At 74.7% G+C, this 19,398-nt stretch carries 15 protein-coding genes; 5 read left to right on the top strand and 10 right to left on the bottom strand.

Annotated features, from left to right (window positions below; genetic code table 11):
- The 5 genes from DP939_RS20445 to DP939_RS20425 are packed head-to-tail and all read left to right on the top strand — an operon-like array spanning window position 1 to window position 7,534.
- Window positions 1-894: an ABC transporter permease gene (locus DP939_RS20445; protein ID WP_113982333.1), complete on the top strand. Its 894-nt coding sequence runs from the start codon at window positions 1-3 to the stop codon at window positions 892-894.
- Complete coding sequence (locus DP939_RS20440) at window positions 887-1,702, top strand: ABC transporter permease (RefSeq protein ID WP_113982332.1); 816 nt, start codon at window positions 887-889, stop codon at window positions 1,700-1,702. Before DP939_RS20445 ends, DP939_RS20440 begins: the two co-directional genes overlap by 8 nt.
- Window positions 1,699-2,844, top strand: coding sequence for an ABC transporter ATP-binding protein (locus DP939_RS20435; RefSeq protein WP_113982331.1), 1,146 nt, complete (start codon window positions 1,699-1,701; stop codon window positions 2,842-2,844). Before DP939_RS20440 ends, DP939_RS20435 begins: the two co-directional genes overlap by 4 nt.
- A gap of 26 nt (window positions 2,845-2,870) precedes the next feature.
- Complete coding sequence (locus DP939_RS20430) at window positions 2,871-5,861, top strand: aminotransferase class III-fold pyridoxal phosphate-dependent enzyme (protein WP_158578628.1); 2,991 nt, start codon at window positions 2,871-2,873, stop codon at window positions 5,859-5,861.
- Window positions 5,862-5,863: 2 nt separating this feature from the next.
- Window positions 5,864-7,534 carry an amidohydrolase gene (locus tag DP939_RS20425; protein WP_199565289.1) on the top strand — a complete coding sequence of 557 codons (1,671 nt, stop codon included), beginning with the start codon at window positions 5,864-5,866 and terminating at the stop codon, window positions 7,532-7,534.
- A 51-nt stretch (window positions 7,535-7,585) separates the two neighbouring features.
- Here DP939_RS20425 and DP939_RS20420 read toward each other — a convergent pair whose 3' ends face one another.
- The 10 genes from DP939_RS20420 to DP939_RS20375 form a co-directional block, all read right to left on the bottom strand.
- Window positions 7,586-9,139 carry an alpha/beta hydrolase gene (locus DP939_RS20420; RefSeq protein ID WP_199565288.1) on the bottom strand — a complete coding sequence of 518 codons (1,554 nt, stop codon included), beginning with the start codon at window positions 9,137-9,139 and terminating at the stop codon, window positions 7,586-7,588.
- Window positions 9,140-9,206: 67 nt separating this feature from the next.
- Window positions 9,207-10,613 (bottom strand): D-glycero-beta-D-manno-heptose 1-phosphate adenylyltransferase, encoded by a 1,407-nt coding sequence (rfaE2, locus tag DP939_RS20415; protein WP_113982329.1) that lies wholly within the window; start codon window positions 10,611-10,613, stop codon window positions 9,207-9,209.
- Window positions 10,603-11,730, bottom strand: a complete 1,128-nt coding sequence (locus tag DP939_RS20410; RefSeq protein ID WP_113982328.1) for a glycosyltransferase family 9 protein — start codon at window positions 11,728-11,730, stop codon at window positions 10,603-10,605. Before DP939_RS20410 ends, rfaE2 begins: the two co-directional genes overlap by 11 nt.
- Before the next feature lie 31 nt (window positions 11,731-11,761).
- The gene (locus tag DP939_RS20405; protein ID WP_113982327.1) at window positions 11,762-12,508 is read right to left on the bottom strand and encodes an ABC transporter ATP-binding protein; all 747 of its coding nucleotides are present in this window, start codon (window positions 12,506-12,508) and stop codon (window positions 11,762-11,764) included.
- Window positions 12,505-13,593, bottom strand: a complete 1,089-nt coding sequence (locus DP939_RS20400; protein ID WP_199565287.1) for a FecCD family ABC transporter permease — start codon at window positions 13,591-13,593, stop codon at window positions 12,505-12,507. Before DP939_RS20400 ends, DP939_RS20405 begins: the two co-directional genes overlap by 4 nt.
- Window positions 13,590-14,549 carry an ABC transporter substrate-binding protein gene (locus DP939_RS20395; protein ID WP_113982326.1) on the bottom strand — a complete coding sequence of 320 codons (960 nt, stop codon included), beginning with the start codon at window positions 14,547-14,549 and terminating at the stop codon, window positions 13,590-13,592. Before DP939_RS20395 ends, DP939_RS20400 begins: the two co-directional genes overlap by 4 nt.
- Window positions 14,550-14,568: 19 nt before the next feature.
- Window positions 14,569-15,780, bottom strand: coding sequence for a YcaO-like family protein (locus tag DP939_RS20390; RefSeq protein WP_113982325.1), 1,212 nt, complete (start codon window positions 15,778-15,780; stop codon window positions 14,569-14,571).
- The gene (locus tag DP939_RS20385; RefSeq protein WP_113982324.1) at window positions 15,777-17,123 is read right to left on the bottom strand and encodes a YcaO-like family protein; all 1,347 of its coding nucleotides are present in this window, start codon (window positions 17,121-17,123) and stop codon (window positions 15,777-15,779) included. Before DP939_RS20385 ends, DP939_RS20390 begins: the two co-directional genes overlap by 4 nt.
- A complete protein-coding gene (locus DP939_RS20380) occupies window positions 17,120-18,466 on the bottom strand; it encodes a CocE/NonD family hydrolase (protein ID WP_113982323.1) in 1,347 nt (448 codons plus the stop codon). The genes DP939_RS20385 and DP939_RS20380 overlap by 4 nt, the downstream gene beginning before the upstream one ends.
- A complete protein-coding gene (locus tag DP939_RS20375) occupies window positions 18,463-19,356 on the bottom strand; it encodes a hypothetical protein (RefSeq protein WP_113982322.1) in 894 nt (297 codons plus the stop codon). Before DP939_RS20375 ends, DP939_RS20380 begins: the two co-directional genes overlap by 4 nt.
- Window positions 19,357-19,398 lie beyond the last annotated feature (42 nt).

Below are 19,398 nucleotides of genomic sequence, written 5' to 3'. Positions count from 1 at the left end.
ATGACCACCGCCACGATCAAGTCCCGGCCCGGGGTCGGCCCCGCCCCTAGCGGCGCGCGGCCCCGGCGGCGGGCGGCCGGCTGGCTGATCCTGCCCGCGTCCGCGCTGCTGCTGGTGTTCTTCGTCTACCCGATCGCCACGATCGTCTGGCAGAGCTTCACCGACCCGGTCCCGGGCCTCGGCAATTACGTCGCCCTGCTGCACGACGGCATCTCGGTGACGGTGATCGTGCGGACGCTCGTCACCGCGCTCATCGTGGCCGGCTCCACGCTCATCGTCGCCTACCCCTACGCCTACGCGATGACCAAGGTCGGGCCGCGGGCGCGCGGGGTGATGACCGTGCTGGTGCTGCTGCCGTTCTGGACGTCGCTGATGGCCAGGAACTTCGCCTGGTACATGCTGGAACGGCGGGGCGGGCTGATCGACCGGATGCTCGGCCTGATCGCCGTGGACGGCGTCGTCCTGCTCGGCACGGTCGCCGGGGTGACGGTGGCCATGGTGCAGGTGATGCTGCCGTTCATGGTGCTGCCGCTGTACAGCGCCATGAAGCAGATCGATCCCCGGCTGCTGGACGCGGCCACCAGCCTGGGCGCCCCGCGCAGCCGCGCGTTCGCCAAGGTCTACCTGCCGCTCTCGGTGCCGGGGATGCTGTCCGGCTTCTCGCTGGTCTTCATCATGACGCTGGGCTTCTACATCACCCCCGCGCTGCTGGGTTCGCCACAGCAGTCACTGGTGCCCCAGGTGATCGGGCAGAAGGTCAGCGCGCTGCTGGACTTCGGCGGGGCGGGCGCGCTCGGCGCGGTGCTGCTGCTGATCACGTTGCTGGTGCTCTTCGTGGTGTCCCGGTTCACCCGGCCGTTCACCGCGCTCAGTGGGACGGTGGGCAATGAGTGACACGGTCAAGCCGGCGGTCGGCCGTGACCACGCCCTGGGCTGGGGCCTGAAGGCGGCGGTCGCCCTGGTCGGGCTGCTGCTGGCGGCCCCGACCGTGGTCGTGGTGCCGATGAGCTTCTCCGGCGCGGACACCTTCGAGTTCCCCCCGAAGAACTGGTCGGTGCGGTGGTACGAGGAGTTCTTCAACTCCGAGCGGTGGATGTTCTCGCTGCTCACCTCGGTGCAGATCGCGTTCCTGGTGGCGGTGACGGCCACCGTGCTCGGCGTCGGCGTGGCCTTCGGCCTGGACCGGGGCCGGTTCAGGGGCCGCAACGCGATCAGGTCGCTGATGATGGCACCGATGATCATGCCGGGAATCGTGGTGGCGGTGGCCATCTACGGCGTGTTCCTGCGCTGGCAGCTCAACGGCACCGCGACCGGCTTCGTGGCCGCGCACACCGTGCTGGCGCTGCCGTTCGTGGTGACCGTGGTGTCCACCAGCCTGGCCGGGTACGACCGGACGATGGACGTGGCCGCCGCCACGCTCGGCGCGACCGCCCTGACCACGTTCTTCCGCGTCACGGTGCCGCTGCTGGCGCCCGGCGTGCTGTCCGGCTTCGTGTTCGCCTTCGTCACCTCGCTGGACGAGGTGGTCATCGCGCTGTTCCTGCAGACGCCGGACATCCAGACCCTTCCGGTGCAGATGTACAACTCGATCACCCTGGAAATCGACCCCACGATCGCCGCGGCGTCCAGCCTGATGGTGGCGGCCACCACCATCGTCCTGCTGGTTCCGCTGCTCGTACGCCGCAAGCGGAGCACATCATGAGCCCAACTCCAAGCGACGGCAGCCACGGCATCCGGATCTCGCGGGTGTCCAAGGTCTACCCCGGGACCGCGCGGCCCGCCGTGGACGACGTCTCGCTCGACATCGCCCCCGGCGAGTTCATGACCCTGCTCGGGCCCTCCGGCTCGGGCAAGACCACCATGCTGTCGATGCTGGCCGGCTTCGTCGGCGTGTCGGCCGGGTCCATCGAGATCGACGGCCGGGACGTCTCCCGGCTCAAGCCGCACCGGCGCAACCTCGGCGTGGTCTTCCAGCAGTACGCGCTGTTCCCCCACATGAGCGTGGCCAAGAACGTGGCCTTCCCGCTCCAGCAGCGCCGGATGCCCAAGGCCACGATCGAGGCCAAGGTCGCCGAGGCGCTGAAGCTGGTCCACCTGGAGCCGTACGCCGACCGGCTGCCCACCCAGCTCTCCGGCGGCCAGCAGCAGCGGGTGGCCCTGGCCCGCGCGGTGGTCTACCAGCCGCGCGCGCTGCTGATGGACGAACCGCTCGGCGCGCTGGACCGGCGGCTGCGCGACCAGTTGCAGCGCGAGATCGCCCGCATGCACCGCGAACTCGGCATGACGTTCATCTTCGTCACGCACGACCAGCACGAGGCGCTGACCCTGTCCGACCGGATCGCGGTCTTCAACGAGGGCCGGATCGAGCAGGTCGGCACCCCCGCCGACCTGTACGAACGCCCCGAGACGCTGTTCGTCGCCCAGTTTCTCGGCGAGTCCACCTGCTTCCGGGGGACCGTGGACCGCCCGGCCGGGGTGCTGCGCTGCGAACGGTTCACGGTGCGGGTCCCCGAGGCCCCCGACACCGGCAGCGGCGTGGTCATCGTACGTCCCGAGCGCCTTGAACTGTGCGCGGAGGAGACCGAGGTCCCCGCGGGCCACAACCGCGTCGCGGCCACGGTGACCGACGTCGTGTACGTCGGCACCCACCACCAGGTGGGCCTGCGCTTCGCCGACGGCACCACCGGCATGGCGATGCGCCTGGTCGGGCCGCCGCTGCCGGCCGCGCCCGGCGACGACGTGACCGTTGCGTGGGACCCGGCGCACCAGGCCGTCGTGGCCGATCCCGCCGGGGCCGCCGTGTCAGTGCCGGAAGCCCGGTCCGCCACACCAGTACTGCCGTGAACCAGCCCGGGGAGGGGAGCCACCGCGTGGCCGCCAAGACCGACCACATCGACGAGCGCTTCGAGCGGATCACCGCGGGCGTGCCGGACCTGCCGGAGCCGCGCATCCGCGAGATCCTGCGCGACCGCTTCGGCGTGCGCGCCGCCGCCGCGCTGCGGCCGCTCGCCGGGGAGACCGACCGCAACCTGTACGTGCGCGACGAGGACGGCGCGGAGTTCGTCTTCAAGCTGACCGGCCGCGCCGACCTGCCCGCCGTCGAGTTCCAGTCGGCGCTGCTGCGCCACCTCGCCGACCGTGACCCGTCGCTGGCCGTGCCGAGGGTCGTGCCCGGCGTGGACGGCGAGACGGTCGCCATCGTCGAGGACGGCGGGCGCGAACTGGTCGCCCGGGTGCTGACCTGGGTTTCCGGCCGGCCGCTGGCCGAGGCGGGCCGCCGTTCGGCCGAGCTGATGGCCGACGTCGGCGCGGTCACCGGCCGGCTGACCGCCGCCACCGCCACCTTCGAGCACCCCGACCCGCCCGCGCCGCACTACTGGGAGTTCGGCCACATGGGGGCCGCCCTCGCGGGCGCGCTGCCGTACGTGACGGACGGGGAGCTGCGCGCGGCGCTGGAACGGGTGCGCGAGGCGTACGGGCCGGTGCTGGCCGAGCGGTTCGCCGAGCTGCCGGTCGCGGTCGTCCACCACGACCTGAACGCCTTCAACGTGCTGGTCACCCGCACCGGGCAGCGGACCCGGGTGTCCGGCCTGATCGACTTCGGCGACGCGCTGCCCACCGCGCGGATCGCCGACCTGGCCGTGCTCGCCGCGAGCGTGATGCGCGGGCAGCCCGACCCGCTCGGCGTCGCCCGCGCGCTCACCGCCTCCTACCACACCGCCTGCCCGCTCACCGAGGCCGAGGCCGACGCCCTGTTCCCGCTGATCGCGCTGCGCGCGGCCACGGTCGCCGGGACCGCCGCCCGGCTGAACGCCGAAGAGCGGCACGGCGACCCGCGGCATCGTTCGGCCGCCGCCGCGGACCTGGTCCGCACGCTGGCCGCGACCTCCCCCGAACTGGGCGTGGCCACCCTGCGCCAGGCGTGCGGCATGGCCGCGCACCCGGCCGCCGGCGCGGTGACGGCCTGGCTGGCCGGACACGCCGCGCCGCCCGCCAAACTGCTGGACGGGGCGCTGACGGCGGTCGATCTCAGCGTGACCGGCGACGCCTACGACGGCGCCGACCCGCGTGAGCCCGCCGAACTGCGCGCCGCCGCCCGCGCCGCCATCGAGGCCGTGCCGCACGGCGTACCGGTCGGCCGGTACGGCGAGCCGCGCTTCCTGGAGCCCGCGGACCCCGGCGAAGCGCTCGGCGTGGAACTGTTCGCCCCGCCCGGCACCCCCGTGTCCGCCCCGCTGGCCGGGCGGTTCGAGCACGTCGCGGGCGAGCCCGCGCTGTGCCACGAGCCCGCCCCCGGCGTGCGCTTCTGGACCCTGTACGGCGGGCTGGCCCCCGCCCTCGCCGACGGCGAGGACGTCCCGGCCGGTGGCCGGATCGGCGAGATCGCCCCTGGTGCCGATGACGACGGCCTGCCCGCGCGGCTGCGGCTGCGGGTCGCCGCCGTCCCGCTCACCGCCCCCGCCCCGCACCGGACCGGCCCCGCCGAGGCCGGGGCGTGGCGCGCGCTGCTGCCCGACCCCACGCCGCTGCTGGCCGGTTGCGTGGCCGGGCGCGCGGTCACGGCCTGGACCCCGGTCATCGACACCGCGCTGCGCGGACGCAAGGCCCACCTGCCGGAGACCCACCCCACGTACTTCCAGCAGCCGATCAACATGGTCCGCGCCAGGGACTGCCGGTTCTACGACGAGCACGGCCGGGGCTACCTGGACGCGCTGAACAACGTGACGCTCGTCGGTCACTGCCACCCCCGGCTGGTGGCCGCGGCCTCCCGCCAGCTCGGCCGGCTCAACACCAACAGCAGGTTCGTCTACGACCTGCTCAGCGAGTACGCCGAACGGCTGACCGCCACCCTTCCCGACGGGCTGGACGTCGTCTACTTCGTCAACTCCGGCAGCGAGGCCAACGACCTCGCGCTGCGGATCTCCCGCTACCTCACCAAGCGGGACGACGTGGTGATCATCGACGACGCCTACCACGGCTACACCACGGTGGTCGCCGACGTGAGCCCGTCGCGCTACCGGCACTACGGCAAGCCCGACACGACGCACCCGACGCCGGTGCCCGACCGCTACCGGGGCGCGTACGGCTACGACGACCCGCAGGCCGGGGCGAAGTACGCCGCGCACGTCATCGAGACCTTCGACAAGCTGGCCGCCGAGGGCCGCGCGCCCGCCGCGTACCTGTTCGAGGCGCTGCTCGCGGGCGGCGGCCAGGTCGTGCTCCCGCCCGGCTACCTGGCGCCCATCTTCGCCGCCGCGGCCGAGCGTGGCATCGTGACCATCGCCGACGAGGTACAGGTGGGGTTCGGCCGGCTGGGCGAGGCGTTCTGGGGCTTCCAGACGCAGGGTCCCGAGGTGGTGCCGGACATGGTGACCATGGGCAAGTCGATGGGCAACGGGTTCCCGGTGGCCGCGCTGGTCACCACCCGCGAGATCTCCCGGGCCTTCGACCCGACCGGACGGTTCTTCTCGACCTACGGCGGCAACCCGGTGGCCTGCGCGGTGGGGCTGGAGCTGCTCGACATCATGGAGGAGGAGGATCTTCAGCGCAACGCGCTGATCACCGGCGGGTACCTGCTGGAGCGGCTCGGCGGCCTGGCGGCCAAGCACGAGCTGATCGGCGACGTGCGCGGGCAGGGCTTCTACAGCGGCGTGGAGTTCGTCCGCGACCGCGAGACCAAGGAGCCCGCGTCCGAGGAGACCCTGATCATCTGCGAACGGCTCAAGGACGAGGGGGTGCTGGTGTACCCCACCGGCCCGCACTGGAACATCCTCAAACTCAAGCCGCCGCTGTCCTTCACCCCGGCGATGGCCGACGAGTTCGCCGCCGCGCTGGACCGCGTGCTGGAAGCGGGCTGGTGAGCATGGCCGCGCAAGCAGATCTCGTGCTGCACGGCGGCACGGTGCTGACCGTCGATGACGACTTCACCACCGCGCCCGCCATCGCCCTGGCCGGGGACCGGATCCTCGCGGTCGGCGGGGACGACGAATGCCGCGCGCTGGCCGGTCCGGGCGCGCGGGTCGTCGATCTGGGCGGGCGTACCGTACTGCCCGGCATCAACGACGCCCACCTGCACCTGGCCATGTTCGGCCTGTCCGGGCCGCCGTACTCGGTGGAGATGGGCGGCTTCCGGACGCTGGCCGAGCTGCGTGACGCGCTGGCCGCAGGGCCGCCCGGACCGGCGGGCAGCGCCTGGCTGGTGGGGGAGGGCTGGCGGGAGGCGAACATCCCCGAGTTCGACGGGGCGCCCGGCCCGCACCGCGATCTGATCGACCCGGTCACCGGCGACCGGCCCGCCATCCTGCACCATGCCTCACGGCACTCGGTGCTGGTCAACACCACCGCGCTGCGGCTGGCCGGGATCACCCGCGACACCCCGGACCCGGAGGGCGGCCAGATCGTCCGCGACGCGGCGGGCGAGCCGACCGGGCTGCTCCTGGAGTCGGCCAAGGGCCTGGTCACCGCGCATGTGCCGGAGCACACCGCCGACGAGCGGCGGGACGCCATCGCCGCGGCCATGCGCACGCTCAACTCCCTCGGCATCACCAGCGTCACCGACCCCATCGTCTGGCCCGAACTGCTGCGCGACTACACGGCCCTGCGCGTCGCGGACCGGATGACCGTGCGGGTCAACGCCCTGCTGCACTGGGACTGGCCCTCGCCGTCCAGCTCCGCCGACCGGCTCGCGACCGCGCTCGCGCACATGGGGGCCGCCACCGGGCTGGGCGACGAGTGGCTGCGGGTGGGCGGCTGCAAGCTGTTCGCCGACGGCGTGCCGACGCAGTGCACGGCCTGGGTGTACGAGGCGTACCCGGCGGGCGGGCACGGGCACCTGGTCACCCCCGGGGCCGACGACGAGGCCAGGTACGACGAGCTGATGCGGCAGATCGAGCTGGTCCACCGGCACCGGCTCCAGGCCCAGGTGCACGTCTGCGGCGACCGGGCGGCGGACGCGGCGGCCGACGGCATGATCCGCGCGCAGGCCGCCGACCCGTGGCCGATGGCCAGGCACGCGCTCATCCACGGCACGCTGCTGGACGAGAAGCTGTACGCCAGGCTGGCCGAACACGACATCGGCGTCATCACCAGCTCGCTGATGAAGACGCACAGCGGGGCCTCGATGACCCGGTCCATCGGCGCGGACCGCTGGTCGCGGGCCTTCCCCGCCGGGGCGCTGCTGGCCGCGGGCGTACTGGTGGCCGACAGCTCCGACGCGCCGGTGACCTTCCCCGACTGGCGGCGCGGCATCGCGACGTTCGTGGGGGCGGGCCCCCGGCCGTACGCCGAGGTGCCCGGCGACCTGCGGCTCACCCGCGAGCAGGCGATCCGGCTGTGGACGGCCGCCGGCGCCTACCTGGAGCACGCCGAGCACCGCAAGGGCACGCTGGCCCCCGGCCTGCTGGCCGACCTCGTGGTCATCGACGAGGACGTCATGTCGGTGGCCGACGAGGATCTCGCGGGCCTCACGCCCGCGCTCACGCTGGCCGGGGGCCGCCCGGTCTACGAGTCGGGAACGCTCCCGGCTCTGGCATAGCCCGCGGGGATCGGTCCCCGGGAGGCGGGGGACCGATCCCCGTGTGGGGGGTCAGGCGGGCCGCGAACCGCCCGCCTCGACCTCCGGGGACCCGGCCGCGCCCGAGGTGATCGGCCGGTGTCTCATATAGCTTGAGTCGGGTCGGCTCAATTCCCGTGAGTGGGGTGGGATCCGATTATTTTCTGCGGGGCAGTGCGCCCCCCAGCGGGGCAGGGCGAGCGAGATCAGGTAGCGGTCCACCGCCCCGGTGGCGCACTCGCCGCGCCCGTAGACGACGTGACCCCAGCCGTCGTAGGTGAGCAGCCGGGCCTCCCGGCCGATCTGGCGGGCGGTGCTGAGCGCCCACGGGTAGCCGGTCGCCGGGTCGTGCAGCGCGTTGACCAGCAGCAGCGGGGGAGTGCCGGACACGCGCAGCCGGTGCTGCGGGTTGGGGACCGGCATCGGCTGCCCGAGGCAGGCCACGATCAGGGAGACCGAGATGGGGGTCATCCGCATGTCCGGGGCGATGCGCGCCATCCGGCGCAGGTGCCGCTCGAAGTCGCGCTGGTCGCGGACGGGCAGCGCGTAGTCCTGGCAGATCACCTGCGTCGCGTCGTTGAACTCCTCCTCCGCCGCCGGAGCCTTGTCGCTCTTGTCGCCGTCGTCGCCCTCGTCCAGCGCCCGCAGGAACTCCGCCAAATGGGTCCAGTCGGGTCCGTAGAAGTCGGAGAAGGTCCGCAGCAGCAGCGGCAGCAGGGTCAGCCGCTCTTCCGGAGCGCCGGGGACGTGCAGCTCGCCGCGCTCGGCCCTGGCCCGCAGGTCCGCGAACAGCGCCCGCACGTCGCGCCCGTGCAGCGCGCACTCCTTCGCCGCCGCGCACCAGGCGGCGAACTCGTCGAAGGAGTCCTGGGTGGTCCAGGTGTCGGTGTCGAACATCGCGGTGGTGTCCAGGTCGTGGTCCATGTTGCTGTCCAGGGCCAGCGCGCGCACCCGGCCGGGGTAGCGCTCGGCGTAGAGCTGGCCGATCAGCGTGCCGTAGGAGACGCCGTAGTACGTCAGGCGTTCCTCGCCGAGCGCCGCGCGCAGGGCGTCGAGGTCGCGAACGACGCTGCCGGTGTCCACATGGTCGTACAGCGGGCCGGTACGGGCCCGGCAGTCGCGGGCGTACCGGGCATTGTGGGCCAGCCGGGCCTCGAAGTCGGCCTGGGTGCGCATCAGCGGGTCGGGGGCGCGCGCCGCGAGGTCGCGCGAGCAGAGCAGCGGGTGACTGCGGCCGACGCCGCGCGGGTCGAAGCCGACGAGGTCGAACCGGGAGCGCAGCAGCGGGGTGAAGCCCAGGCTGTTGCGCAGCACGGCGTCCACGCCCGAGCCGCCGGGCCCGCCGGGGTTGATCACCAGGGCGCCGATCCGCCTGGCCGGGTCGGTGGCCCGCCGCCTGGCCACCGCCAGGTCGAACGTCGGGCCGCGCGTGGCGTTCCAGGCGACGGGCAGGGTGAGGGTGGCGCACTCGGCCGAGGCGTCCTCGGGACAGGGCGACCAGGCCAGTGGCGAGGCCGCGGCGGGTAAGGGGCGCAGCGGGACGAGCATGGCCAGTACGACGGCCAGCGCCAGGACGATTCTTCGCACGTGACGTCCAATCGGTCGGGGGGTGATCCGATCATGACGTGTGATCGCGTACGAGCACAGAGGGTTTTCAGATCCCGGGGATCTCGCGCATCCGGGCGATGAGCGCCGTGGTGGACCGGTCCGGCAGGTAGTCCAGGATGCGCACCTCGCCGCCCAGCGCCCGCACCAGCGGTGCCTCCGGCACCATCTCCTCGGTGTAGTCGCCGCCCTTGACGTAGAGGTCGGGGCGGATCAGGCGGAGCAGCCGCTCGGGGGTGTTCTCCCGGAACGGCACCACATAGTCCACGTGGTCCAGCGCGGCGAGCACCGCCATCCGGTCGCGGCAGGGGTTGACCGGGCGGCCCGGCCCCTTCAGCCGGGCCACGCTCTCGTCGTCGTTGACCGCGACCACGAGCACGTCGCCGAGCCTGCGGGCCTGTTCCAGGTAGCCGACGTGGCCGCGGTGCAGCACGTCGAAGCAGCCGTTGGTGAACACCACGCGCTCGCCCGCGCGGCGGTGTTCGGCGACCCGCCGGGCCACCTCTTCGGCGGGGTCGCCGGAGTGCAGGGCCCGCAGCAGTTCCGCGCGGGCGCAGGTGGCCGTGCCGGGGCGGCGTACCACGACGGAGGCCGCGGCCTGCCCCGCCCGCGCGGCCTCCTCCGGCGTGGCCCCCTCCGCCAGCCACAGCGCGAAGGCCGCCGTGTACGTGTCGCCCGCGCCGGTGGCCATGTGCTCGGGCACCGGCTCGGCCAGGGTCCGGTACGGCTCGCGCCCGGCCCGGTGCAGCAGCGTGCCCTCGCCGTCGAGCGTGGTCACCACCAGTTCGGCGGCGGTCGCCGCGAGCAGCCGCCGGGAGCGGGAGGTCAGGAAGCCGATCCGGTCGCCGTCGGTGCCGTCCTCGCCGAGCAGTTCCAGCACCTCGGCGTAGCTGGGCAGCACCGCGTACGGCCGGCAGCCCCGCCAGGGCGCGACCCGGTGCGCGTCCACGACGAGCCGGGGCAGGCCGGTGAGCGCCCGGCGTACGCCCTCGGTGCACACCCCCGCCGCGTAGTCGCAGGCGATGACCACGTCCGCCCGGCGTACCAGGGCCGGGAGCAGACCCGCCAGCGCGTCCTCCACGACCGGCGGGATCGGGTCGCGGTCCTGCTCGTCGTAGCGGGCGACGAGCCGGCCGCGGCCGAGCAGCCGCCGCTTGTGGGTGGTCCTGCGGCCCGGCACGGGCAGCAGGGTGGCCCGTACGCCGTGCGCGCGCAGCGCCCCGGCCAGCGTGCCCGCGCGGTCGTCGTCGCCGACCACCGCGACCAGATGCACCCGCGCGCCCAGCGCCGCCAGGTTGGCCGCGGTGTTCCCGGCCCCGCCCGGCGCCTCGGCCACCGCCTCGACGCTGACCACGGGCACCGGCGCCTCCTGCGCGAGGCGGCTGACCTGGCCGTCCAGCCAGGAGTCGAGCATCACGTCCCCGACCACGACCGCGTCAACGGTTTCATCGGTCATGCCGCTCCGTTACCCGCGAGGCGGCGGTGAAGTCGGGGGGCCGCCCCTTGTTCTGGTCAAGGCGGGCACCCTGCCGGTCCAGCAGGTCGGCGGCCTGCTCGGCGACGGCGTCCACGGTCACTCCGGCCACCCAGGACGTCTCGTGCGGGCACAGCCCGGCCCGCGGGTCCATGCCGTCCGCCCCGCAGACCGGGCATCGGGTCAGCCAGGAGATCAGCACCCGGTGCGCGGTCCGGGTCAGGGGCCCGGCGTTGACGATGTTGCCGCACCAGTAGATCCCGACGGTGGGGGTGCCGACGGCGGCGGCCAGGTGGCGCGGGCCGGTGTCGTTGGCGATCAGCAGGTCACAGCGCCGGTACAGGGCGGCCAGCGCGCCGAGGCCGAGCCGCCCGGCGGCCACGGTCGCGGGGGCGCGCATGGCGGCGGCGACCCGGTCGGCGAGGTCCCGCTCGCGGGCGGTCCCGGTGACGACGACGGGACGGCCGAGCCGGTCGGCCACCGCGGCGAACCGCTCCGGCGGCCACCTGCGCCGGGGATCGTTGGCCCCGGGGTGGACCGCGACCAGGCCGGGCGGCGGGTCGCCGAGCACGGCGGCGAGTTCGGCGCGGTCGCGGTCGGTGACGGCCAGCGTGGGCTCCACGGCGGATGTGGACCCGCCGACCAGGGCGGCGACCTCCAGCAGCCGGAGCGTTTCGTGCTGGTGGTGGGTGTAGCGGACCCAGCGGTCCAGCGGCACGGCGTCGGGGCTGCGCAGCCCGGCGGTGAACCGCGCGCCGATGCCGCGGATGAACGGGTTGGAGTACAGTCCGCCGCCGTGCATCTGCAGCGCGAGGTCGAAGCCGTACCGGGCCAGCCGTTCGGGCAGGCCGGGCGGCACGGGGTGCCCGGGGTCGGTGGTGCCCACGCCGGAGATCGGCGGCAGCGCCACCACGTCGTCGATCGGCCCGGGACGGCCGCGCAGCAGCCCGGCGTGCCACTCGTGGCCGAGCAGGGTGAGCCGGGCGCCCGGGTAGGCCGCCCTGACGGCCGCGAGCGCGGGCAGCGCCAGCACGAGGTCGCCCAGCGCGTTGGCGCGCAGTACGGCGATCCGCCGCACCCCGTCGATCGTCATGCTCATCCGGCCCGTCGGCTGCCCGGCCCGGACGCCTTCAAACCGGCAGGAAGATCCTTGGCAGGTCGTCGGGGCCGGGGGTGACGTGGGCCTCGACGTGGTAGACCCGGCGCAGCAGGTCGTGGGTGACCACTTCCACGGCGGGGCCCTCGGCCACGACCCGTCCCTCGCTCAGCACCGCCAGCCGGTCGCAGGCGGCGGCGGCCAGTTGCAGGTCGTGCAGGGTGACCAGGACGGTGACCCCGATCGAGCGGGCCAGGCGCAGCACGTCCACCTGGTGGCGCAGGTCCAGGTGGTTGGTGGGCTCGTCCAGGATCAGCACCTTCGGTTCCTGGACCAGCGCGCGGGCCAGTTGCACCCGCTGGCGTTCGCCGCCGGACAGCGTCGCGTACGGCCGGCGGCGCAGCGGTCCCAGCTCCAGCCGTTCGATGGTGTCGGCGATCAGCGTCCGCTCGGCGGCGGACAACCGGCCGAGCGCGCCCAGGTAGGGGATGCGGCCCAGGCCGATGATCTGCTCCACCGAGTTGTTCAGGTCGGCCGGGGTGTCCTGGGCGAGCACCGCCACCATGCGGGCGACCTCGCGGGCCGGGGTCTGCCAGACGTCCATCCCGCCGACCGTGACCCGCCCGCCGTCCGGCCGGGTGCTGCGATAGACGCAGCGCAGCAGGCTGGTCTTGCCGCTGCCGTTGGGCCCGACCAGCCCGGCCACCTCGCCCGAGCGCACGGTGAGCGTGATCTCGTGGAGCACGTGCAGCCAGGAGACGTCGCGGATCTCGATGTTCAACGGTCCGCCCTGATCAGTAGGAAGAGGAAGAAGGGAGAGCCGAGCACAGCGGTGATCACTCCGATGGGGATCTCGTCGGGCTGGTTGAGCAGGCGTGCTCCGACGTCCACCCAGACCAGCAGGAGCGCCCCGGTGAGCGCGCTGAGCGGGACCAGGTGCCGGTTGTCGGGCCCGGCCGCCAGCCGTACGGCGTGCGGCACCATCAGCGCGACGAACCCGATGCCGCCGCTGACCGCGACCACCGTGCCGATCACCAGCGCGCTCACCGTGATCAGCCGCAGCCGCAGCCGGTCCACCTCGACCCCCAGGCCGGTGGCCCCCTCGTCGCCGAGCACCAGGGCGTTGAGCAGGGTGGCACGGGTGACGAACCACGCCGTCGCGGCAAGGACGATGACCGCGGGCACGCCGACGTCCCGCCACTGGGTGCCGGACAGGCCGCCGAGCGTCCAGAACAGCGCCGTCCGTACCTCCTTGTCCGGCGTGGTGAGCACGATGTAGCTGGTCACCGCCTCGGTGAGGGCGGCGACCGCGACCCCCGCCAGGATCAGCCGGGTGGGCGCGAGCTGCCCGCCGCGCCGGGAGATGCCGAGCACGAACGCGAACGCGGCCATCGCCCCGGCGAACGCGGACAGCGGCAGCGACAGCGGCCCGAAGGGCGAGACCCCCGCCAGGATCACCAGCACCGCGCCCAGCGAGGCCCCCGAGCTGGCGCCGATGATGTACGGGTCGGCGAGCGGGTTGCGCAGCACCCCCTGGAGCACCGCGCCCACGGCGGCCAGCCCGGCACCCACCACCGCGCCGAGCAGCACCCGGGGAAAGCGGATGTCCAGCACGATGACCGACTGCGGCCCGGCCGGGGCCTCGCTCACCAGCCAGGGCGCCAGCCGGTGGCCGAGCATCCGCGCGACGTCGCCGGCCGGGATCGACACCGGGCCGAGGCCCACGGCGACCACGAGCGAGACCAGCAGCACCGCGCCGAGCAGCAGGATCAGGCCCGCGAACCCGAGGCGGCCGGAGCGCGCGGCCGCGGCCGCGCGCTCCCGTGGCGGTGCGGAAGGCGCGGACGGTTCCGATACCCGGCTCACCGGGCGAGCCCGGCCACGAGGGTGCGCAGCGCCCGCCCGCTGCGCAGGCCGGGCTGGGTGTCGTTGACCGGGATGACGATGAACCGCTTCTCCCTGACCGCGGTGACGTTCTTGATCGGCTCGTAGGAGGTGAGGAACGCGATGGCCTTCGCCGCGGGCTCGAACGCCTGGTCCTCCACGACGATCGCGTCCGGGTCCCGCTTGACCAGCTCCTCCCAGGAGATCTGGGAGTAGGAGGTCACCTCGGGGAAGACGTTCTTGCCACCGGCCCGGCGGATCAGGTCGTCGAGCAGGCCGTTGGAGCCCGCGGTGGCGGCCTTCTCCATGCCGCTCGCGTAGTCGAAGACCGTCGGAGCGCCGCCGACCGGCTTGACGGCGTCCACCTCGGCCTTCAATTTCGCCACCAGTGTCTCGGCCTTGGCGGGCGCGCCCAGGAGGCGGCCGAGTTCGCGGATGTCGGTGTAACTGTCTTCGACGGTGGCCTTGTGGTCCGGGCAGTTGCCGGACAGCAGGTAGGAGTTGACGCCCTCCTGGCGCAGCCGCGCGCGGTCGCCCAGGGCCTTGGGGCCGAAATCGTCGGGGTAGCCGCTGACCACGAAGTCGGGGTTGGCGGCGAAGACCGTCTCCTTGGACGGCGGCGGGAAGGCCGACTCGGCGATGATGTTCACGCCCTTGAACGCCGCCGCCGCCTCGGGCAGCAGCTCGCCGGGGGCGACGGCCCCGACCAGCCGGTCCCGCGCGCCCAGGGCGAGCACCACCTCGGTGGCGATGGTGCTGGAGGCCACGATCCGCTTCGGCGGTGAGTCGAAACGGTACTCGGCCCCGCAGTTGGTCACCTCGATCGGGGCGGGCTGGTCCGCTCGCGCCGCCTGCCGGGCGGGCTCGCCGCCGCCACAGCCGGCGGTACCCGCCAGGGCGGCCAGCGCCATGGCCAGGGCGGCGATCGATCTGCGCATGGGGTCTCTCCTGAATTGATCACGCATGGGGTATCGGCAACAGGCAGGGGCGGCCGGGAAGGGGTTCCGCGCCGCCGCCGAGCATCGGGAAGGCCGCGGGGGTCGTGGCCCGCAGCCCGGGCACCACCACCCGCGCGACGGACATGCCGCACGCGGCCACGTCGGCGGTGGTCAGATCGACGGTGATCGGCGTCAGGCCGCGTGCCACCAGCGCGGCCTCCGGGTCGCACGGCGGCGCGGGGGTCCACCGCTCGGCGGGCGCGAACCGTTCGGCGATCCGGGCCGCGAACTCCGGGTCGGCGAGCAGTTGCAGGTGGCAGGTCACATCGACGGCGTCGGAGAAGTCCGGGCGATAAGCGGCCGCGTACGCCCGGCCGGGCCGGTGCCCGGCGAGCGGGCCGTGGGGGCGTTCCCACTCGGGCAGCCCGCCCGCGGCGATCCTGGCCGTGGTGTCCAGCGACTGGACCGCCTCGGCGGCGGCCTTCGCCAGCGACGTGGCGATCCGGCCGTCCGCGGCCAGGGCGCAGCCCACGCCGAGCAGCCCGGAGGCGTCCTCGGCCAGGCACAGCGCCACCGGGGCGTCGATCAGGTTCGGTACGGCGAAGCCGCGCAGCCGCAGTCCCGGCACCCGCGGTGACATGCTCGCGGGCAGTGCGGGGAAACGGCGTCCGGACAGCCAGGCGGTGGCCAGCGCGTGCCGTTCGACCACTTCGGCCAGCGCGGCGGCGCGTGCCGCAGCCGGGTCGGGGCCCGCCGCGATGCCCGCCGACACCGGGAGCACGGCCGGCCGCGCGCCCAGCGGGGCCAGCCACACCAGCTCGGCCGGCACCCATGCCGGCGTGCCGTCCGGCCGTGCGCCCCGCACCCATGGGATGCGGTCGTCGCGGGCGAGCCCGGTGAACGGGAAACCGGGCCGCCGGAGCTGGGCGGCGGAGTAGAGGGCGAGCCCGGCCGGGTCCACCGCGTCGGGGGCGAGGTCGTGCCAGGTGGCCTCGGCCAGCCGCGCGGCCGGGACCAGATGGCCGCAGTAGCGCTCGGCCGCCTCACCGAGGGCGCGCAGCCGGGCCTGGCCCGGATCGTGCCAGGAGGCCCCGCTGACCGTGGGGTTGCCGAGCGGCAGGCCGTGCCCGCCGGTATCGGCCAGGTCGGCGAAGGCCACATGCAGCGTCCCGTGCAGCGTGCCGGTCCGCAGCGCGGTGACCACGCCGAGGCGGGAGTCGACGCCGATCATGTGTGCGGGAGGGGGACGAGGTTGGCCACGGCGGCGGGCCGGTGGCCGAGCCGGACGGGATCGCCGCGCATCCGCTCGCCGCCCAGGCAGGTGAACGCGGCCGGGGTGTTGGCGTACGCGCCGGGCACGATCACCCGCGCCACCGCGATCCCGGCGGCGGCCACGTCGGGTGTGGTGAGGTCGGCCGCGTAGGCGCGCAGGCCATGGGCGGTGATCCGGCTGAGGTAGCCGTCCAGCGGGTCGCCGTCCACCCGGGGCAGCTCGCCGAGCGGGATCGCCTCCTGGCCGGAGATGATCGGGCCCAGGTGGGCGCGCATCCGCGGGTCCAGCCAGAGCTGGCTGTGGCAGCCGAGGTCCACCACGTCGCGGTAGTCGGGCCGGTAGGAGGAGGCATAGGCCCGGTCGGCGCGATGCGGCTTGAACACCCGGCGGTCGATCACCCCCGCGTCGGCGGCGGCCCAGATCTCGCCCTCGGGATCGAGCAGCCCGAGCGCGTAGCGGCGCAGCGTGACGGCTTCGGCCAGGGCCTTGGCCACGGCCTGCGCCGGGTCGGGCCTGGCCGCCACGCCGAAGGTGGCGATGCCGGACGCCCGGTCGTCGAGCAGCACCCCGAGTACCGCGACGTCGAAGACGGTCGGCACCGCCACGACCCGGTACCGCAGACCGGCGGCGTGGTACCAGCCGGGCTCGGGCAGCGGTGTGAGCGGAGCCACGGGATGGCCCGCCCCGGTGACGGGCGCGGCGGGCAGCGCGTTGGCCCACCAGATCATCGTGGCGTCCCGCTCGATGACCTCCTCCAGCGCGGCCGTACGCGCGGCGTCGGGGGACGGCCCGGCGGCGATGCCGGCGAGGTTGGCGTAGTTGGTGGCGGGCTCGTCGTCCCTGGGCGGGCTGAAGTAGTTCACGTACACCAGCGAGGCGGGCAGCCACACCGGCGTGCCGCCGATGAGGTCGGTCCCGGGGGTCCACAGCACCGGCAGGTCACGGGTGAAGCGGCGGAACGGGAAGCCCGGCGTGGCGTGCTGGGCGTCGGAGTACAGTGCCGCGCTCGCCGGGTCCATGGCGGGTTCGCGCAGGTCGCGGTATGCGGCGCGGCGCAGGCCCGCGGGCACGAAGTTGCCGCAGTAGCGCTCGGCGGCCTCGCCGATCGCGCTGCGCCTGGCCCGTTCCGGGTCGCCGAACGCCGTGCCGGTCGCCACCCGGTCGGCGGGCCAGGGCAGCAGGCGGTAGGGCGAGCCGACCTCCGCCGTGCAGATCGCCAGCCCGGCGGGCCACCACGGCTCCGGCTCCAGGAGGTCCACCCGCCGGATCAGGCCGGTGCGGTCGTCGATGAGCGTTCTCACGAGGCGGCTCCGGTTCCGGGGAACGCGCCGCCGCGCGGGCGGGGCAGGTGCAGGGCGAGGCCGGACAGCGTGATCTCGGCCGGTACGGCGGGCGCGCGGTGGCGGGGCGGGCGGCCCGCGGTCAGCTCCAGGTGCAGGCGGTGGCCGGGCGGCAGTTCGACCGCTCCCACGGTCAGCCGGATCTCGCACCCGGTGGTGCCCGGCCGCACCGGCGCGATGCCGTCGGCCAGCCGGGTCGCCACGCCACCGGGCCGTTCGTGGACGAGCGTGGCGACCAGTTCGGCCGGGACGTCCGTGGTCACCTCGGCGGTGACCCACGGCGTGCCGTGCCAGGGGGGCGGGTCCGCCACGCTCAGCCGTACGACGTCGGGGCGCTCCGCCAGCGGGGCCAGGTCCGCCGAGTGCGGCGCCGACGGGTAGGGCCGGGCGGGGTCGTGGCGCAGCCGGACCGGGCCGCTCCGCACCGCGGGCACGGCCCGGCCGGTACGGCGGGGCGGCAGCGGATCGGCGTCGGTCCAGCGTCCGCTGCCGAGCAGCAGGCACCGGCCCTGCCGCCGCCCGGCCAGCCAGCCCAGCGCCAGCTCGAAGGGATGCGGCTCGATCGGTACGTCCAGGGCGCACGTCTCCCGCAGGCGGTGGGTGAGCGGGCCGGCCCAACCGCCCATGACGACGTCGGCGCCGGGGGCCAGCGCGCCCTGCCGCACGGTGGTCTCCGCCGAGCGGCAGAGCCAGCTCCCCAGGTGCAGGCTGGGCGCGGTGATCTCGCGGGCGGCCCGGGTGACCCGGTCGATGGCCTCCCGGTGGCCGCCGGGCGCGGGCGGCCACGGGCCGATGTCCACCGGCAGACCGGTCACGTCCGGCTCCGGCCGCCCGGCTGCGATCTTTTCGAACAGCCCGGGGCGGGCCATCTCGGTCCGCCACCACAGTTCGTCGTCGAGCGCGGGCGCGTCGATCGGCGGCCACGGCTGGCGGCTGATGATCCCGCGCACCGCCGGGTGCCCGGCGGCGCACCAGGCGGTGTACGCCTCGTAGGCCACGCCGTACAGGAACACCGTGCCGTCGCACCACGGCTGTGCGGCCGCCCAGTCCAGGGTGGCGTGCCCGTCGGCGGTCTCGTCCCGGCCGATGGCGAAGGTCCCGGGGGACAGATGCCGTCCCCGCACGTCCTGTACCAGGCAGGCCAGTCCGGCGGCCGCGAAGGACCGCGCCTCCGGCAGGCACCCGTCGATGCCGTACGGCGTGCGGATCACCACGGCCGCCGCCGGGACCCGGCCGGGCAGCACCAGCTCGGCGGCCATCCCCGCCACCGCCGGCCCGGTTCGTGCCCGCGGCGCTCCGCTCATGCCGGGGTCTCGCGCATCAGGCCGCGCGGGACGGGGAGTACGGGGTGCCGCCGCAGGCGGCCCGAGTGGAGGTCGACGCCGACCTGGACACCGGCCCCCGGGGGCTCCTGGCCGGCCCGCCAGGCGCGGAGGTCCGCGGCGATGAGGGCGGCGGCCACCACGGCGCCGCGCAGGCCGGCGGGGGCGGCGGGGAGCCCGCCGCCGTCCAGGAAGGCCCAGTAGGCGGCCAGTTCCTCCGGCCACGGGCAGGCGGCCAACCGGCGCAGCCGTACGTCCTCGTATCCGGCCCCGCCGTGCGCGGGGGTGAACGGGCCGACGTACCAGCGGCGTCCTTCACTGTGCCCGCGGTGCCAGGGGACGCGTGCGTCCCTGCACAGCGCGTCCAGTTCGCGCCAGCGGGCGTCCGGCAACCGCTCGGCGCACGCGACCAGCACCGCCGCACCGGCGTCCGGCCCCGCGACCGTGTGGTCGCCGGGGAGGTGCCGTACGGCGAGGTCGCCGGCGGTGTGCCGGGCCGCGGAGGCGGCGAGGAACCGCCGTACCGCGCGGTCGTCCGGGAGGGGTCGCAGCGAGAAGCCGTCCGGGTGCGCGGTCAGTTCGGCGGTCAGCTCGTCGGCCAGGGGGCCCTCGCCCACGAGCAGCACCTCTGTCGCGGCCCCCGCCCGCGCCGGAGGCGGGGTCAGTTCGGCGAGCAGGTCGGCGGCCCCGGGGATGCGCTCGGCCGCGGTCGCGGCGTCGATGCGTCCGGCGATGAGGTCGGCGACCGCCCGCCGGTTCTCGGCGGGGACGTCCAGGACCATGAAATCCTCGTCGGGCCCGTGGACCAGCCAGCCCCCCTCGGTGGGCACGAACGTGGTCCCCGGCGGCCACTGCGCCGGACCCTCCACCATGGTTTTCCTCCAGGAGTAGCATCGTGGGCCCGGGTGCGGGCG

Origin of the sequence: Spongiactinospora rosea (assembly GCF_003315795.1) — a bacterium.
Taxonomy (GTDB): domain Bacteria; phylum Actinomycetota; class Actinomycetes; order Streptosporangiales; family Streptosporangiaceae; genus Spongiactinospora; species Spongiactinospora rosea.
This window is presented reverse-complemented; position numbering and strand designations above follow the sequence as displayed.

Bases quoted from the DNA above. Each gene is read 5' to 3' on its own strand.
- DP939_RS20445 (WP_113982333.1), top strand. From the start codon at position 1: ATGACCACCGCCACGATCAAGTCCCGGCCCGGGGTCGGCCCCGCCCCT.
- DP939_RS20375 (WP_113982322.1), bottom strand. From the start codon at position 19,356: ATGGTGGAGGGTCCGGCGCAGTGGCCGCCGGGGACCACGTTCGTGCCC.
- rfaE2 (WP_113982329.1), bottom strand. From the start codon at position 10,613: ATGACCGATGAAACCGTTGACGCGGTCGTGGTCGGGGACGTGATGCTC.
- DP939_RS20395 (WP_113982326.1), bottom strand. From the start codon at position 14,549: ATGCGCAGATCGATCGCCGCCCTGGCCATGGCGCTGGCCGCCCTGGCG.
- DP939_RS20425 (WP_199565289.1), top strand. From the start codon at position 5,864: ATGGCCGCGCAAGCAGATCTCGTGCTGCACGGCGGCACGGTGCTGACC.
- DP939_RS20435 (WP_113982331.1), top strand. From the start codon at position 1,699: ATGAGCCCAACTCCAAGCGACGGCAGCCACGGCATCCGGATCTCGCGG.
- DP939_RS20380 (WP_113982323.1), bottom strand. From the start codon at position 18,466: ATGAGCGGAGCGCCGCGGGCACGAACCGGGCCGGCGGTGGCGGGGATG.
- DP939_RS20390 (WP_113982325.1), bottom strand. From the start codon at position 15,780: ATGATCGGCGTCGACTCCCGCCTCGGCGTGGTCACCGCGCTGCGGACC.
- DP939_RS20440 (WP_113982332.1), top strand. From the start codon at position 887: ATGAGTGACACGGTCAAGCCGGCGGTCGGCCGTGACCACGCCCTGGGC.
- DP939_RS20410 (WP_113982328.1), bottom strand. From the start codon at position 11,730: ATGAGCATGACGATCGACGGGGTGCGGCGGATCGCCGTACTGCGCGCC.